19 protein-coding genes are annotated in these 15,242 nt (G+C 44.0%); 3 read left to right on the top strand and 16 right to left on the bottom strand.

Features of this window, described 5'->3' with window-relative positions:
- Positions 1-49: 49 nt before the first annotated feature.
- A complete protein-coding gene (locus LRR81_RS04590) occupies positions 50-412 on the bottom strand; it encodes a hypothetical protein (protein ID WP_231788103.1) in 363 nt (120 codons plus the stop codon).
- 32 nt (positions 413-444) lie between these two features.
- Between LRR81_RS04590 and LRR81_RS04585 the strand changes: the two genes are divergently transcribed.
- Positions 445-588 carry a hypothetical protein gene (locus tag LRR81_RS04585; RefSeq protein WP_231788102.1) on the top strand — a complete coding sequence of 48 codons (144 nt, stop codon included), beginning with the start codon at positions 445-447 and terminating at the stop codon, positions 586-588.
- Positions 589-615: 27 nt separating this feature from the next.
- Here LRR81_RS04585 and LRR81_RS04580 read toward each other — a convergent pair whose 3' ends face one another.
- Together LRR81_RS04580 and LRR81_RS04575 are read right to left on the bottom strand one after the other, a co-directional pair.
- On the bottom strand, positions 616-918 hold the full coding sequence (locus LRR81_RS04580) for a YodL domain-containing protein (RefSeq protein ID WP_231788101.1): 303 nt from the start codon (positions 916-918) through the stop codon (positions 616-618).
- Between the two features lie 289 nt (positions 919-1,207).
- Positions 1,208-1,819, bottom strand: a complete 612-nt coding sequence (locus LRR81_RS04575) for a phosphatase PAP2 family protein (RefSeq protein ID WP_231788100.1) — start codon at positions 1,817-1,819, stop codon at positions 1,208-1,210.
- 274 nt (positions 1,820-2,093) lie between these two features.
- On the opposite strand from LRR81_RS04575, the gene LRR81_RS04570 reads away from it, so the two are divergent.
- Positions 2,094-3,113, top strand: coding sequence for a DUF2515 family protein (locus tag LRR81_RS04570; protein ID WP_231788099.1), 1,020 nt, complete (start codon positions 2,094-2,096; stop codon positions 3,111-3,113).
- Between the two features lie 36 nt (positions 3,114-3,149).
- Here the strand turns inward: LRR81_RS04570 and LRR81_RS04565 are convergent, their stop codons facing one another.
- On the bottom strand, positions 3,150-3,323 hold the full coding sequence (locus LRR81_RS04565; protein WP_231788098.1) for a YozD family protein: 174 nt from the start codon (positions 3,321-3,323) through the stop codon (positions 3,150-3,152).
- Positions 3,324-3,468: 145 nt separating this feature from the next.
- Between LRR81_RS04565 and LRR81_RS04560 the strand changes: the two genes are divergently transcribed.
- Complete coding sequence (locus tag LRR81_RS04560) at positions 3,469-3,606, top strand: hypothetical protein (RefSeq protein ID WP_231788097.1); 138 nt, start codon at positions 3,469-3,471, stop codon at positions 3,604-3,606.
- Here the strand turns inward: LRR81_RS04560 and LRR81_RS04555 are convergent.
- The 12 genes from LRR81_RS04555 to LRR81_RS21170 all read right to left on the bottom strand — a co-directional run bounded on the left by LRR81_RS04555 (position 3,603) and on the right by LRR81_RS21170 (position 15,148).
- Positions 3,603-4,289 carry a hypothetical protein gene (locus LRR81_RS04555; protein ID WP_231788096.1) on the bottom strand — a complete coding sequence of 229 codons (687 nt, stop codon included), beginning with the start codon at positions 4,287-4,289 and terminating at the stop codon, positions 3,603-3,605. The two genes, LRR81_RS04560 and LRR81_RS04555, sit on opposite strands and share 4 nt — an antisense overlap.
- Positions 4,290-4,870: 581 nt before the next feature.
- Complete coding sequence (locus LRR81_RS04550; RefSeq protein ID WP_231788095.1) at positions 4,871-5,092, bottom strand: YozE family protein; 222 nt, start codon at positions 5,090-5,092, stop codon at positions 4,871-4,873.
- Between the two features lie 76 nt (positions 5,093-5,168).
- Positions 5,169-5,447 (bottom strand): YokU family protein, encoded by a 279-nt coding sequence (locus tag LRR81_RS04545; RefSeq protein WP_231788094.1) that lies wholly within the window; start codon positions 5,445-5,447, stop codon positions 5,169-5,171.
- Complete coding sequence (gene kamA, locus LRR81_RS04540) at positions 5,434-6,849, bottom strand: lysine 2,3-aminomutase (RefSeq protein ID WP_231788093.1); 1,416 nt, start codon at positions 6,847-6,849, stop codon at positions 5,434-5,436. The genes LRR81_RS04545 and kamA overlap by 14 nt, the downstream gene beginning before the upstream one ends.
- A 70-nt stretch (positions 6,850-6,919) precedes the next feature.
- Positions 6,920-7,762, bottom strand: coding sequence for a putative beta-lysine N-acetyltransferase (ablB, locus tag LRR81_RS04535; RefSeq protein ID WP_231788092.1), 843 nt, complete (start codon positions 7,760-7,762; stop codon positions 6,920-6,922).
- Between the two features lie 19 nt (positions 7,763-7,781).
- Positions 7,782-9,113, bottom strand: coding sequence for a 4-aminobutyrate--2-oxoglutarate transaminase (gene gabT / locus LRR81_RS04530; RefSeq protein ID WP_231788091.1), 1,332 nt, complete (start codon positions 9,111-9,113; stop codon positions 7,782-7,784).
- Complete coding sequence (locus tag LRR81_RS04525) at positions 9,110-10,399, bottom strand: peptidase (protein WP_231788617.1); 1,290 nt, start codon at positions 10,397-10,399, stop codon at positions 9,110-9,112. Before LRR81_RS04525 ends, gabT begins: the two co-directional genes overlap by 4 nt.
- Positions 10,400-10,417: 18 nt before the next feature.
- Positions 10,418-11,074 (bottom strand): 3-oxoacid CoA-transferase subunit B, encoded by a 657-nt coding sequence (locus LRR81_RS04520; RefSeq protein ID WP_231788090.1) that lies wholly within the window; start codon positions 11,072-11,074, stop codon positions 10,418-10,420.
- The gene (locus LRR81_RS04515) at positions 11,041-11,754 is read right to left on the bottom strand and encodes a CoA transferase subunit A (protein ID WP_231788089.1); all 714 of its coding nucleotides are present in this window, start codon (positions 11,752-11,754) and stop codon (positions 11,041-11,043) included. The genes LRR81_RS04520 and LRR81_RS04515 overlap by 34 nt, the downstream gene beginning before the upstream one ends.
- Entirely contained in the window at positions 11,755-13,104 is a 1,350-nt protein-coding gene (locus LRR81_RS04510) for an aspartate aminotransferase family protein (RefSeq protein ID WP_231788616.1), read from the bottom strand.
- Positions 13,105-13,395: 291 nt separating this feature from the next.
- A complete protein-coding gene (locus LRR81_RS04505) occupies positions 13,396-14,793 on the bottom strand; it encodes an amino acid permease (RefSeq protein WP_231788088.1) in 1,398 nt (465 codons plus the stop codon).
- 229 nt (positions 14,794-15,022) lie between these two features.
- The gene (locus LRR81_RS21170; protein WP_269448481.1) at positions 15,023-15,148 is read right to left on the bottom strand and encodes a hypothetical protein; all 126 of its coding nucleotides are present in this window, start codon (positions 15,146-15,148) and stop codon (positions 15,023-15,025) included.
- Positions 15,149-15,242 lie beyond the last annotated feature (94 nt).

Here is a 15,242-nt window from a genome sequence, read left to right as displayed (position 1 = left end):
CATCAACCGCTCACAAAAAGGGAAAGCTAATTTTTGAAAGGCAGAAAAATCAATGCTGCCTCTTCGCTAAGTACTTCGGCTTAATCACAAGAACATTGCCTTTAACCTCATATTTCTTCAGACTGGCCATATACCTTTTAAATCCGTAAGCAAGAGCAGCATAAAAAGGAATATAAATAGCGCCGATCAAGGCAAACTCCTTTATATACACAGCAAATGAAGACATGTTTCTGTATTGGCCAAACAAAATGATGACCAGCATGCAGAGGAGCATAGATACAAAATAAATGTTCAAGCTGTGAAACAGAAGCTTAACTTTACCTTTGTAAAAAAGGCGTTCCATCTCTTGCTTGACCATCAGGGCTGAAACGGTTGAGATTAAGCCCAAAAGAATGATGATGATTGTTTTCATGATGAAAACCCCTTATCCTGGAGGTGAGTTGCATGGGTAAAAAACACCGAAACCGAATAAGTGCTCCAAAAAAGAACAACCACATTTCACCTGAAAACATTGCTGCAGAGCATGAGGCTCACAGTAAAGAAAATCAGGCTTCCAATAGGAAGGCTGGTCCAGGCAATCATATTTAATGGAAAGCAGCGGTCCTCCGCTGCTTTTTAGCGCACAAGTATTCGGTTAATCGGCTTCCATCCGTCAGAAAATAGCTTATAATAAGTTTGCCCTTTTCTTCCTTCATCAATCAGCAAAATATCTCCTGTCGAAATAAATCTTGATTGGTAATCATTAGGAAGAGTGTCAGCAACATTAAAAAGGCTGAATGTTTTATCAAGAACTTCCCTATGGTTTTTGGCATTCACATGACAGCGGTATACCTGCCTGTAGCCTTTTTTTCCGCCAGCTTCAGGAGTCTGGAAGATGGTCACATCAAACTCAGTCAGTTTGCGATAACGCAGTAGCATGCCCTTCATCCCCTTTGTTCTTTTCATTTCTTTTTATTAAAAAGGCTTTGTTAAATTGGGCTGTTGATTTCAGTATGCAGGCGTCTGCTTTCCGCGGAGCGGGAGCTGAGCCTCCTCGGCGTTTAGCGCCTGCGGGGTCTCACCTGGCCCGCTGCTCCCGCAGGAGTCTCCCGCCTGGAACATAGATCAACAGGTGTTCAAAATTCAACCTTCTTTTTTTACATAGCATTCAAAAAAGAAAAGCTGTTCACTTTTCCCATATAATTTGCCGCAAGGACGCCAAAACCCTTTATCGCTTTTCTTCTATTTTTGTCGACTGTATGATCTTGAATATTATAATCAGCCACGCTGCTCCTGCTGTGATGCCTCCGGCAATATCAGTCAAGTAATGAACACCGAGATATAATCTTGAAAATCCAATAATGCAGATCAACACCGCTGTTACTATATAAAAACACTTTTTCCTACTTTTTATAAATGGAAATTCTTCAATTAAAATATAGCATAAATACCCATAGAAGACTGTACTGTTCATTGCATGTCCGCTTGGATAGCTGTAGCTCTCTTCATCCGCAAGCGGGTTGAAGGATGGTCTGTCTCTTTCATAAAGTCCTTTTAATATTGTATTAAATAAGCGAACGCTGAAAAAAGAAAATATAAGAAAAAGGGAAGGGATCCATTTTTTCCGGCAGCAAAGCCATAGCAGAAAAACAAGCATCAGCGGAAGTGTCCATCGAAATGAACCAAGTTCCGTAATCGCCATCATCGTTTCGGTCAGGAAGGGAAACCTGATCTCTTCCAGTTTTAAAGCAATAAACTTGTCCAGCTGCCATGAAACCCCTGAATCAGCTGTGTATCCCAAATATGCAAAAATCATCAGACAGCTGAGAAACCATTTCATTCTAATACTCTCCGTATTCTTACTATAATGAGTGCTTCATCGAATTCCTGTCCCTATTTTCCCCTAACTGCAGCAAGTAAAAACAATCGCGGATTCTAACATCACTTTTGTTGAACCACTTCCGCATTTTTAACATAAAAAAACAGTATCACAAGGAAAGTGAGGTGCTGGAGTGCGCCTGCCCTCCTTTATTGGAACTAATAGAAATAACCACCTTTTTGATACTGCTCCAGACTTAAAAGCCAGGCAAAAGCTTTTCAGCAGCCTGCAAGACATGCTGCTGAAAAAATCCCCGCTTATCCTTAACCAGGACGAAAAGCAGCTTGTCGCTCAGATAAAAGCGGAAAGAGATCATCACAATCTGAACAATGTGACCCGTACAAAAGCCTATTTGGATTTTTACCGCAGCAACCCTGAAATACACTGGGCATTTTTAGCTCATATGGTTTCCAGAAATGGCGGATGGAGTATGACCGATCTCAAAAGTCCTCATTACGGAAATCTTTTGAAGAAAAAAGAACAGGAAGATTTTTATCTTTTTTTAGAAAAAGCCAACGCGTTCATTTTTTATGACGCTTATCCCCAGCTTCTTTTGTACCAACACAGCAAGCAGCAAAACAAATCTCTTTTTTCTTTGCTTCCCGCATTTGCTGTTTCAAAATTTATGGAGCCTGTCTGGAATTATTTTTTTCATACAAAGCATTCTTCACTGCTGACGAATGCTTTGATCAAAAATGAGCAGGAGCTGCTTCAGCAGAGGCTTGTCCGTCTTCCGCACATACAGCAGGTGATTTTTCAGAACCCTAAGTTTTTCCTTCAGGAGTTCATGGGCATGACAAGTGTTTTTTTTCCATACAAGAAAAGGGAAAAGGAACGGACTTATTCTCTTGCTGGCGTGCTGGTGTCTCATTTCAAAAGTGCCGGGCACCGTATACAGACGGGGAAAAAGCTTTACGCCATGCTTTTTGGCAATCCATTGCTTCTGCAATCATGCTGCCAGTTTGCTTTCCTCCACCCCCACTGCGGCTCCAGAAATGACTATTGGCCGCACCTTTATTCAAAAGACAGCGGATCATCCTTGCTGGAGAGTACTGCTCTAAAAGAGGCATGGCCTGATCATGCTCATTCTTTTTTCTCAAAAGAAGACTGGTTTACGGATATGGGGCTTGCAGAAGGCTTTGATGCTTTTGATTCTGCCAAGGTTGAGGATGTTTCAGCAAAAGTTCTCTTTAATCTGGCGAAACTGGGTCCTGCCCACCTGATCCCCAAACAAGTATATGAGCTGCTTCCATAAATACAAAAAGGCCAGCCATCAGGCCGGCCTTTTCACTTATTCATCAGAAGATTCTTCATGTATAATGCATTTTTCAAGCAAATAATCAAACGTAATGTCTGCCATTGCGTCAAGTTCTGATTCCACTGGTATGTAGCCTCTTTTAATCAGTTCGCGATAAAAGTATTCCGCAATTTCCTCTGTGTCAATCACAACTTCAATTTCTTTCAACAGCAGCGCCCCCTTTGGTTATTGTTTATGAAGCAAATCAAGGACTTATGACTGCTTATCCAAAAGGAAAATATTTGGAAAACGGTCATATCGCCTGTCCTCTATTCATAAAGTTTAACAGGACAAGCCATTAGGAGGGAAAATAATGAATCAATTTCTAGCGTTTCTTGACAGCGGGAAATTTGATAAATACTTAAATAGAACAGCATGCGGTTTATTTCTTTTTGCTGCAGTCTTTCTCATGCCTATTATTTTATGGCAGGCTGTGCTCTTTTTCTTTTAGTCTTCCCCGCTGTTTTCATCTTCTTCGCTCGTATAGCGCTTCAGGCTTTCAAGGACGAGATCCATCATTTCCTGGTACTCCCTGTCTTGAAACATGTGATACAGAACAACGTAATCATTGTAGATATCGAGCAGATGGTTGATCATTTTTGTTCTGCTCTCTTCTACGCCTTTCTTAATCTCAGGAAGTGCACCTGCAAGCAGCTTATCCCACTCAGGGGAGCTTTGTTTAGAAGAATAAAGCATCATGATCTGCTGCAGGCATTTTTCTGCTTCCTGCTGGCTCATCACAAGTTCCAGCTCTTCTTCCGCTGCTTCCAGCCATTCTCCGTCTGTTACTCTTGTAAGCTCATAGACAGTGTCTTCCCAGCCGTCCTCCAAATAGCGCCATACCTCTGTTCTTAGACCTGCAATCTTAAAAAGGTCTTTCCCATAACCTTTAATATTAACTAAATCGCCAATTGCAAAGTTATATTCAATCTCAACCCGCTCTATTTCAAAAACATTTCCTTCATAATCCTTATAAGGAACGATTGCCCTCTCGAAAAAAAGAACTTCTCCGTGATTGACCTCATATAAAAACTGCTGATTTACCTGGTAAACGCTTGTAATAGTGCCGACGGTGCCATAGATAATAACCACGACAACATCTCCAACCTGATACTTAGGTGAATTCGAGGCCATTTTTCCTTCCTCCCGCACTTCGAAAAGATAAAATAGTATATGCCGGAGCAGATTTTAGGTATAGGCAAGAGCGTGCTTTAGGGAGGAAGTTCGAAGTTCTGGAGAATGAGGAGTTAAGGTTCCTTGGTTACTGGTTTTGAATTTTTATTATGATTATTTAGAACATTGTTTTGTTAAATTTTTTCTTAGTTAATACTTGCTTCTTTTAAGAATGCTTTCTGCGGCTTGAAAGTTGTTTATTTAGAACAAAGTATTGTTTGAACAAATACAGGACGGTTACATAATTATGTTATAAATTCATCATTAATCCCTTTCTGCATTTTTTTCATCACCTCTTTACTTGTAATAAGAGATAATGAACTTTTCAGCAATAAAAATTCATTTATCCGCTCCTCTCTTTGATCTGTGTTAACGAAACTGCAGCCAGCTTTTCATTCACTGTCCGAAATGATCACTTTACTGGCGGAAATTCATGCTTTACTGGCCATTTTTGACGTTTCACTGTCCAAAACGCCTGCTCTACTGTCCAAACCTTCATCCAATATAAAAAGCGGTACCGCTATGGCCCGCTTTTTTCCCCATCACTTTTTCGTTTCTGCTAAATACAAATCCCATGCTTCGTCAAAAACAGCCATTGTTTCAAGATAATGGCCGTTCAGTTCAAGGTAGCTCGACACTTCCTCATAATGCGAGGAGCTTTTCGGAAAAGAGTGGTCATCATAGGCATCGTTGGCAAATCTGCTGATGGCATCAGCAGGCTTTCCTTGCCTGTATTTCATTAAGTAGTGGTAAAAGGACTTCATTTTGATCCCCCATCAGCTTTTTATTTCTACTATTATAGCTGATGATTCTAAAAAGAAAAAACAGGGAGCCTCCCTGTTAGGAAAAATCAAAATAATTTCTTTTCAGCAGTCTTGGCTGCTCAAGAAGACTTTTGTACGAAATGGTTTCTGGCAGCAGACCTGTATTGATTAACAGCAGCTGATCTTCTATTTCTTTTATCGTTTGTTGACTTTGGTAATTCATCGTGCAGGAAAAACAGTGAATGGAAGGTGCATCAGTAATTGTGATGGCTCTGCTGCCGTCAGGGAGCTCCCAGAAAACCGTTTCTTCACCGGCTTGAATTTTGGAGGATTCGCACCATTCACACTTCTTCATCAGAAGAGTTTCCTTCGTTCATTTTTGCCTGCTGGGCTTGAAATTTCTTTTCTTTCAGCTGATCGCGCTTTTCGCGCATATTTTTCAGTGACTGGTGTCCTGGTTCTGATTGATAGGATTTTCGCTTATTGATTCTGCTCAGTCCTTCTGGGACAAGATTAAATACTGAATCGTTATAAAAACCTGCCACTCCTGCAGCAGAAGCTTTTTCTTTTGCTTCCGGATAGATGCTGTTGAAATAGTCGTCTGCCCTGCCTGCCGTGTAGCCTTCCGGTTCTGGATAAGCTGTAATGACCCCTTCATAATTGCGGAGAACAATTTTTTCCGGACTCTGGGAGATCACATAATTTGGCTGCAGGGAAATTTTCCCTCCTCCCCCAGGAGCATCAACGACAAATGTCGGTACAGCATAACCTGATGTATGGCCCCGGAGCCCTTCCATAATTTCAAGTCCTTTAGCAACAGGCGCTCTGAAGTGGCCGATGCCTTCTGATAAATCGCACTGATAAATGTAGTAAGGACGAACTCTTATTTTCACAAGATCGTGCATGAGCTTTTTCATAATCGGAACACTGTCGTTAATGCCTGCCAGAATGACTGCCTGATTCCCGACAGGCACACCTGCATCAACGAGCATTTCACAGGCTTTTTTTGCTTCTTCTGTAATTTCAATTGACGTATTAAAATGAGTATTCAGCCAGACTGGGTGGTACTTTTTCAAAATGGCGCACAGGTTTTCTGTAATCCGGTGCGGAAATACGACCGGCGCTCTTGTGCCGATCCGGATAATTTCGACGTGCGGGATCGCTCTGAGGTTTTTGAGGATATATTCCAGGATCTGATCATTGATCAGCAAGCCGTCTCCTCCTGAGATGAGTACATCCCTGACTTCCTTCGTTTCTGCAATATAGCTGATGGCCTGGTCCAGCTGCTTTTTAGGAACTCCCATGCCGATTTGTCCTGAAAACCGCCTTCTTGTGCAGTAGCGGCAATACATAGAGCATTGGTTTGTGACCAAAAAAAGCACCCTGTCCGGATACCTGTGCGTTAAGCCAGGGGCAGGAGAATCTTCATCCTCGTGGAGCGGATCTTCGAGGTCGTATTTTGTTTTGTTCATTTCGTTTGATACAGGTACAGACTGCATTCGGATCGGGCATCGCGGGTCATCAGGATTCATCAGTGATGCGTAGTATGGTGTAATATTCAATGGAATCGTTTTAGTGGAAATTTTAACGCCTTCTTCTTCGTCTTTTGTGAGGTGGATTACTTTTTTCAAATCATCCAATGTCCGAATAGTATGGGTGAGCTGCCATATCCAGTCATTCCATTGCTCATCAGTGACATTTTTCCAAAGCTCAACGTCTTTCCAGTGCCTTTTGGGCTTGTAAAGTGCCTGGGTCATTCGCGCTTTCCCCTTTCATTCGTGCAATTTAGAGGCAGGAGCCATCTAGGCGCAGAGTATGCATGCGGCATCAAAAGGGTGTTTTGGCCAGATTTTTGCACCATATATTCATATTTTCCAAGGATTCCAGAATCCAGCAGTTATTCAGCAGCCTGCCGGTATAGTGATATCCGCTGTTTAAGAGCACGGCATTCATTCCAGCGCTTCTTGCCCTTGCAAGTGAATAGGTGCAGTATACTCCTTCTGTTCTCAATTCCTCTTCAAGCATATTTATGATCCTGTAGATCAGCCGCTGGCTTCGGTTTTCAGGATGTGTGGCGCAATCGCTGATTTCCGCATTTGCAAAAGTTCTGTTTATCTCTGCAGAAGCAGCACTGATCACAGCTCCGTCTTTTTCTGCTGCAAAATAAATATTGCCATTTTTCATGCTTTCCTTAATATACTCCGGATCAAACAGCGGAACAGGGTACAGGGTGAAAATGCTTCCGTATAAAGCTGCGAGCTTTTCCGCATCGTTCTGGCCTGCTTTTCTGATGGTTATTCCGCTTTCTGAAACCTCAGCGGGTTTATCTTTCTTCTTTATCGAAAGAAGAATGGTGTCTTCTTCAACCCATGTGAGTGTCTGCCGTCGTTCTTCTGAAAGGAACCTTGAAAAAAGCCACGCGTCACTGCCGCCAAAATAATGGTGAAGGATCCCTTCCTGAAGAAACAGCGCCTCTCTTGCTGCAGAAAGATCCCTATTCTTCACTTTGGCAATGACTTTTGTATGGCGGTGCAGTGAAGCCAACTGGACTGCTTCCTTTGCGGCCCTGATAAAATCTCCTCTGTAATTTTCTAATTTTGTCCTTTGATTACCATGGTCAAGAACAATTTCAGCTGTAAAGGCTCCTTTTTTAAGGGTTATAACCTCCACGGCAATCCCCCTTGCCTTCTTATGATTTTCTGCTTTCCAGAAACACTTCTTTGATGATGGACAGTCCTTCTTTCAGTTCATCGTCCGCTATCACAAGCGGGCAAAGAAACCTGATCACATTTCCGTATAAGCCTGCATTCATGAGAATGACGCCTCTCCGTTTTATTTCCGCTAAAAGTGTTATCGTTTTTTCTTTGTCAGGCTTTCTGCTGCTGCCTTCTGTTATTTCATAAGCAGCCATTGCGCCGAGCCTGCGGACCTCTCCTAAAAACGGGCAGTCTTTTTGAAGCTCAAGTCCTGTTTTTTCAATTTGACTTCCAATCCATTCCGCTCTTTCCAGGAGGTTTTCTTCTTCAATCATTTCGATCACTTTCAAAGCTGCTGTACAGGCAAGAGGGCTTCCGCCATAAGTTCCGCCGATTTCGCCCACTTCGGGAGCATCCATAATTTCTGCCCTTCCTGTTACAGCACTTAGCGGAAATCCTGCTGCAATGGATTTGGACAATGTCACAATATCAGGGACAGCACCAAAATGTTCCATCGCAAACATTTTTCCTGTTCTGCCGAATCCTGTCTGTATTTCATCTGCAATCAGGAGAATGCCATGCTTTCTGCAGATTTCTTCCAGTCCTTTTATAAAGCGGGCTGATGGGATAACAAACCCGCCTTCCCCCTGTACCGGTTCGATAATAAAAGCAGCAATATCTTCAGGCGGCACTTCCCTCAGGAAAAATTCCCCAATTTGGTTAAGAAGCCTTTCATCCGCTTCTTCCTCCTGCAAAGCTTCCCTGAAATAGTACGGATACGGAAGCTTATACGTATCACCGGCAAATGGACCGAATCCGTTTTTGTAAGGCTTGGGCTTGCTTGTCAGTGACATCGCCATGTATGTTCTTCCGTGAAAGCCCCGCTCAAAGGAAACAATTCCTCTTCTGCCGGTATACCTTCGTGCGATTTTCACAGCATTCTCAACAGCTTCTGCCCCGCTGTTTAACAGCAGCGTTTTCTTTTTATGCTCCCCGGGCACTAGCGCGTTGAGCTTTTCTGCAAGCTCAATATAAGCTGGATACAGCATGACATGAAAAGAGGGGTGAATCATGCGGTCCAGCTGCTCCTTTACCGCATCAACAACCTTTTTCGGACAATGCCCTGCGTTTAACGAACCGATGCCCCCAGCGAAATCAAGAAAGCGATTACCTTCTATATCGCAGACAATCGCTCCTTTAGCTTCCGCTGCAATGGCCTCCACCGTATGAAAAGGTCCTCTTGGAATGCTGTCCTTTCTTCTTCGAAGCCAGCTTTCTGTCAGACTGCCTGCCTTTTTTTCAGTGTTTTCGTTTTTCTGTGTCATTTGCTCCCTCCATTCAGCAGATCATCGGTTCCGCACCAATCCATCAAAAAGAAGGCAATGATTTTCGCACACTCTGTAATGGCCCTGACTTCAATAAATTCATTTGGAAAATGAGCCGCTTCCGTTGCACCAGGTCCGAAAACAACGGTTGGAACACCTCCGGCATGAAAAAGCATCCCCCCATCTGTTCCCCATGGCGAGGCTTCAACCACGGCCTCTTTTCCTGACGCTTCCAAAAAGGAGGCTTTTAGCGAAGCGAGAAGCTCATGCTCCCCGTCAAGCCCGTTCGGCAGCCATCTTGCCCCGTACCATTCTACTTCTGCAGGATGGTCTTTAAACCAGGGATCCTTTTCAGCAAGCGTCTTCATCCACTCCTCAAACTCCTGCTGTACGCTTTCGGCCGTTTCATCCGGCGCAATTCCGCACCTTCCTGACATTATGACGAGATCAGGGACAGAAGAAGGCCAATTGCCTCCCGATATTTCTCCGATATTAATAGGAACTGGGATAGGGACTGTTTCATAGAGGGGATCTGTTATTCTTTTGTTCCGTTCATCTTCCAAACTTTTTATATGGCTTGCGGCAGCATAACTTTTTTCAATCGCGCTTACACCCTCATACCTTGTGCCGCCATGGGCTGACAGGCCTCTTATTTTTACTTTGAACCACATCGAGCCCTGCTGCTTGGAAAAAATTTTCATGCCTGTCGGTTCAGGAATCAGTGCTCCGTCTGCTTTATAGCCTTTTACTGCAGCAGCAAGGGTGCCGGCCCCGCCGCTTTCTTCTTCAATGACGCTTTGAAAAATGACATCTCCATTCAGCTGGATGCCATTGGCTATAAGAGCTTCCATTGCCATTAAAAGGGCAACTGTTCCCCCTTTCATGTCGGAAGTGCCCCTCCCGTAAACCTTGCCGTCTCTGCAGGAGGCAGAATACGGCTCATCCTCCCAACGGCTTAGGTCTCCTTCAGGAACAACATCAATGTGTCCATTTAAGATGAGAGATTTCCCTCCGCCTTTTCCTGAAAGAACGGCAGCTATGTTCGGGCTGTCTTTAAAATGAGCCCTTGTGCAGTAGAAATGAGGATGGCTTTTCAAAGATTCCCTTTCCGGCTCCCACAAATCGATCTGAAGGCCGAGCTGCCTGCACTTCTCTAAAATGATTGCCTGTGCTCCAGATTCGTTCCCCTGCACACTGCGCTGTTCAACCAGCTTTTTCAGCAGACTGACTCCTCTGCTCTCATTACTGTCAATCCATGCAGCAGCTGTTTCTTTCATCGGATCCAACATCAGCATCCTCTTTTCTTATTGACTTTTCATCCCGGCAGTATAGATGTTAGCTTCAGTTTCCCTGATTACTTCCTCCAGTGTATAGGGCGGAAGAACCTCCACCAGCTGAAAACCATCCTTTCCAGGCTTTAAAACAGCCTTTTCGGTAATCACTAAATCAACACAGCCCTCAGCTGTAAGCGGAAGGGTGCAGGCAGCCTTGAGCTTGCTTCCGCCGGATTTGTTACTATGACTTAAAACGGCGATGACTTTTTTTGCTTTTAAGGCAAGCTCCATTGCACCGCCGATACCGGGCACCTTTTTGCCAGGTACAATCCAATTCGCCAAATCACCCGTTTCGCTTACCTCAAGAGCGCCGAGGATCGTTACATCAATATGTCCTCCCCTGATCATGCCGAATGCAAGCGATGTATCAAAGTAAGAAGCATTTACGGCTTCTGTTACCGGGAAACCTGCAGCATTGCACAAATCCTCATCCTCCATCCCTTTAGCAGGGGCAGGCCCAATTCCAAGAATTCCATTCTCAGCATGGATCATCACAGGAAAATCTCGGGGAAGGAAATCCGGTACAAGGGAAGGAATGCCGATGCCGAGGTTGACTGCCATGCCAGGGAGGATCTCTTTTGCTGCACGCTCTGCTATTCTGCTTCTTCCGCTTGTTCCCATGCCCATTTCCAATTCACCCCTTCTGACTGAACAATAGCCTGAACAAAAATGCCAGGCGTGATGATTTCCTCCCCATTCAATCCATTTTCCTCATCATATTCATCTATTTCCGCTATCGTATACCTCCCTGCCATGGCCATTAGCGGATTCATGTTTCTTGCCGTTTTGCTGTAGATAAGATTTCCGTAGGTATCTGCCTTTTTTGCCTTAATAAACGCAGCATCAGCTGTTAGAGGAGTTTCCAGAAGATATTCCTTCTCGCCGATCTTGACTTTTTGCTTGCCTTTTTCAAGCATGCTGTTTCCAATTCCGACATCAGTCAAAATGCCGCCAAGTCCTGTTCCTCCTGCTCTGATCCGCTCGGCCAGTGTTCCCTGCGGATTAAATTCAACTTCAAGCAGTCCTTCTGTCATCATCTTTCCTGCAATAGGGTTTGAGCCTATATGCGATGTAATCAGCTTTTTTATTCTCTTGTTAACAATGAGCCTTCCGATGCCGATATCAGGAAATCCGGAATCATTGCAAATCACGGTTAACTCTTTCACGCCGCTTTCCAATAAAGCCTTAATAAGCAAAGGAGGCGTCCCAACTCCTCCAAAACCCCCGATCATTAAGCAGGAACCGTCTTTTATCTGCTTAATGGCATCTGCCGCTGTTTGAAATTTGCTGACCTGCCGTGTTTCCATTTACAGCCCTCCGACCTGCAAGAGATCTTTTTCAAAGGCTGAGAGCGCCCCATCCAGCCTGTTGAAAAGCTCTCCGATTTCCTTTTTCGTTATGGTAAGCGGAGGAGCAATCAAAATCCCCCCTCCTCCTTTTCCAGCTTCCCCTGCTGCAGCGGGATAGACGAGCAGCCCTTTTTCAGCTGCCTTTTTAATCAGCGTTTGCACCGCATTTTTTTGTACGGCAAACGGCAGCTTTTCCCTTTTGTTTTCAACAAGTTCCAGCCCTAGCAGCAATCCCTTTCCTCTCACATCTCCGATAAAAGAAAACCTATTTTTCCGCTCAAGCAAACCAGATAAAAGGATATCTCCTTTCTCTTCCACACCTTTCAGGACTTCATGTTTTTTCATATACTTCAGCACGGCAGCGGCGGCTGCGGCTGATTGGGGGTTGGCGCTGTAGGTGTGTCCGCTCATAATGCTTTTCGATCCGTTCTTAATCGGCTCAATAACTTTATCAGATACAATGGCAGCAGCAATTGGGCTGTATCCAGCTGACAGGCCTTTTCCTGCCGCTGCAATATCAGGGAGTGTCTGCCAATGCTCTAAAGCCAGCATTTTACCCGTCCGCCCTATTCCGCTCATCACTTCATCCGCAATAAAGAGAATATTTTCAGCGTCGCAGATCCTTCTGATTTTTTCATAATAGCCCTGCGGAGGAGAAATGGCGCAGCCGGCTGCGCCGATGACAGGTTCTGCTAGGAACGCAGCGATGTTTTCAGAACCGATGCGTCCGATTTGAACTTCAAGATCATCCGCACATGCGAGGCTGCAAGAGGGATAGGTTTTGCCGGCAGGGCATCTGTAGCAATAGGGAGGATGAACCGCAGGAGCCTGAGACATCCAGCTTTTAAACCGGTTCCGTCTTTCCGGGTAGCCTGATAACGAAAGGCCTCCGAGCGTTATGCCATGGTAGCTGTTCCATCTTGAAAGGATGATGGTTTTCCGGTCATTTCCAAGTTCCTGCCAATACTGCAGGGCAATTTTCATTGCTGTTTCAACTGCTTCAGAGCCGCTGTTAACAAAAAAGCTCCAATTAAGATCTCCCGGCATCATTTCTGCCAGTAATTCCGCGAGTTCTTCTGCCGGTGCACTTGTAAATTGCGATCTGTAGACAAAAGAAACCTTGCCAGCCTGGGCTGCCATGGCGTCAGTAATCTCCTTAACACCGTGCCCAATTGAGCATGTGATGGCACCTGACGATGCATCAAGGTAGTCCTTGCCCTCCTTATCATATAGAAAAACGCCTTTTCCATGGCTGACTTCAGGATAATGCCCATCAAAGAGAGGCTTGATTAAGTAACTCATATGAATAGTCCCCTTTTGCCCTGTACCGCTATGCTGCATAAAGCCCTCAGCATGCTGAAAGTAAAAGACGCTGTATAGTTCACTATATGATTGTTTTTTTGCCTATATCCAGATTTGCAGAAGGAAAAGCAATTTAGGGTGCTGCTGCAGCAGAAAAGGTTTCTTCAAAGATTGTTTTATGGCTTGGCCGGCAAAAAAGAGCTTTTAAAAAGAAGGATTTATTGAAAAACCGAATTTAATAGAAACAAAAAGAAAAGCAGCATGGAGTGGTTCCAGGCTGCTTTCTCTTTTATTTGTTTATCCAGCTTTATGGCTCGAGGCCGGCTTTTCAGACACATTCTTTTTATGAAGGCCTTTTGCATAATAGGAAATGACCAGTATAGCAATCAATGGAACTCCAACATAAAGGGAAACCCTTGTATCTGGAAAATAGGCCATTAAACCAGTCACTGCTGCTAAAAATGCCAGTGACAGATAAGAACTGAATGGATAAAGCGGAAGCTTGTACTTTAGTTTTTTTACTTCATCAGCTGACAGGCTTCGGCGATATTTGATCTGCGAAACGAGAATGGTAGCCCATGTCCATATCGCGCCGAAGGTTGAAACACTCGTAATATAGATAAACACGCGCTCATCTTTAATTAAGTAATTCAGCAGTACACCGATCAGGAGGGCAGCAGCTGAGATAAAGACCGCAATGCCCGGAACGCCGCCTTTTGTCAGCTTAGCCAATGGCTTAGGCGCTTCACCCTGCTGTGCCAGGTTATAAAGCATCCTTCCGGTACTGAACAAGCCGCCATTGCAGGAAGACAGCGCTGCCGTTAAGACAACAAAGTTAATAATGCCGGCTGCCTTTGGAATGCCGATTTTCTCAAACGTTAAAACAAATGGACTTCCCTGTGTGCCGATATTTTCCCATGGATAAATGGACATGATGACAAATAGAGCACCTACATAAAAGATAAGAATGCGCCAAAACACGGTGTCAATTGCCTTAGTCAATGTTTTTTCGGGATTTTTCACTTCACCTGCTGTAATCCCTATCAATTCAATGCCAAGGTACGCGAACATCACCATCTGCAATGACATAAAAACTCCCTGAATGCCATTAGGGAAAAATCCGCCATTATTCCACAGGTTGCTGATCCCTGTCGCTGCGCCGCCATTGCCGATTCCAAAGAAGATCATGCCTAATCCAATGGCAATCATGGAAATAATAGCCACAATTTTAATCAAGGCAAACCAAAATTCCAATTCGCCATAAGCTTTTACGGCTAAGAAATTGACAGAAGCCATAATAACCAGAGCGGCAAGCGCCCAAATCCACTTAGGAGTATCCGGATACCAAAATTGCATGTATGTACCTACTGCTGTAATCTCTGCCATACAGGTCACAACCCACAAAGCCCAGTAATTCCAGCCGGTAATATAACCGGCAAGCGGACCGATGTACAGCCTTGCATATCGGCTGAAAGATCCGGCAACCGGATTCTGAACGGCCATCTCTCCAAGCGCTCTCATGATAAAAAACATGATCATTCCGCTAAAGGCATAGGCAAGAAGAATTCCCGGACCTGCCAGCTTAATAGCTGTTGCAGAACCGAGGAAAAGGCCAACCCCTATTGCTGCACCTAAAGACATTAAAGAAATGTGCCGCTCTTCAAGCCCTCTGTGCAATTCTGTCTGCTTATTCATTTTTCTTCCTCCCTGTGCGATATGCTGTTTGTATAACAGTATAGTTGATAGCGCTTTCAATGCCAATGGAAATTATTAAAAAATAGAAAAAATGAGACTATTTATCTTCTTAACTTTTATACAATATCCTTCACGGTACCTTTTTAACTAAATGCACAAAATTTTTATACTATTCTGAAATAAAATAATATAAAAAAAACTGCCGGACATTCCGGCAGTTTTTCCTATCTTACTCTCCATCCTCTTTTCGTGTATCTTTCTGAGGCTCTTCTGACAGCCCCTGTTTTTTCTTTTCTTCCTGCTCCTTGCTGTCCTGGCTCTTTGAATTCTGTTCTTCATTGTTATTTTCAGCCATAAAAATTCCTCCTTTTTATTTTTCCTATCCGTCCATTTCCCTGAGGAGTGAACCGTAAAACGACAGCAAATGACCTTTAATAATGGAGCCCTGT

This window comes from Metabacillus kandeliae, assembly GCF_021166585.1.
Lineage (GTDB): Bacteria > Bacillota > Bacilli > Bacillales > Bacillaceae > Metabacillus_B > Metabacillus_B kandeliae.
The sequence above is the reverse complement of the archived record's forward strand: the minus strand, read 5'-3'. Positions and strand labels throughout refer to the sequence as shown.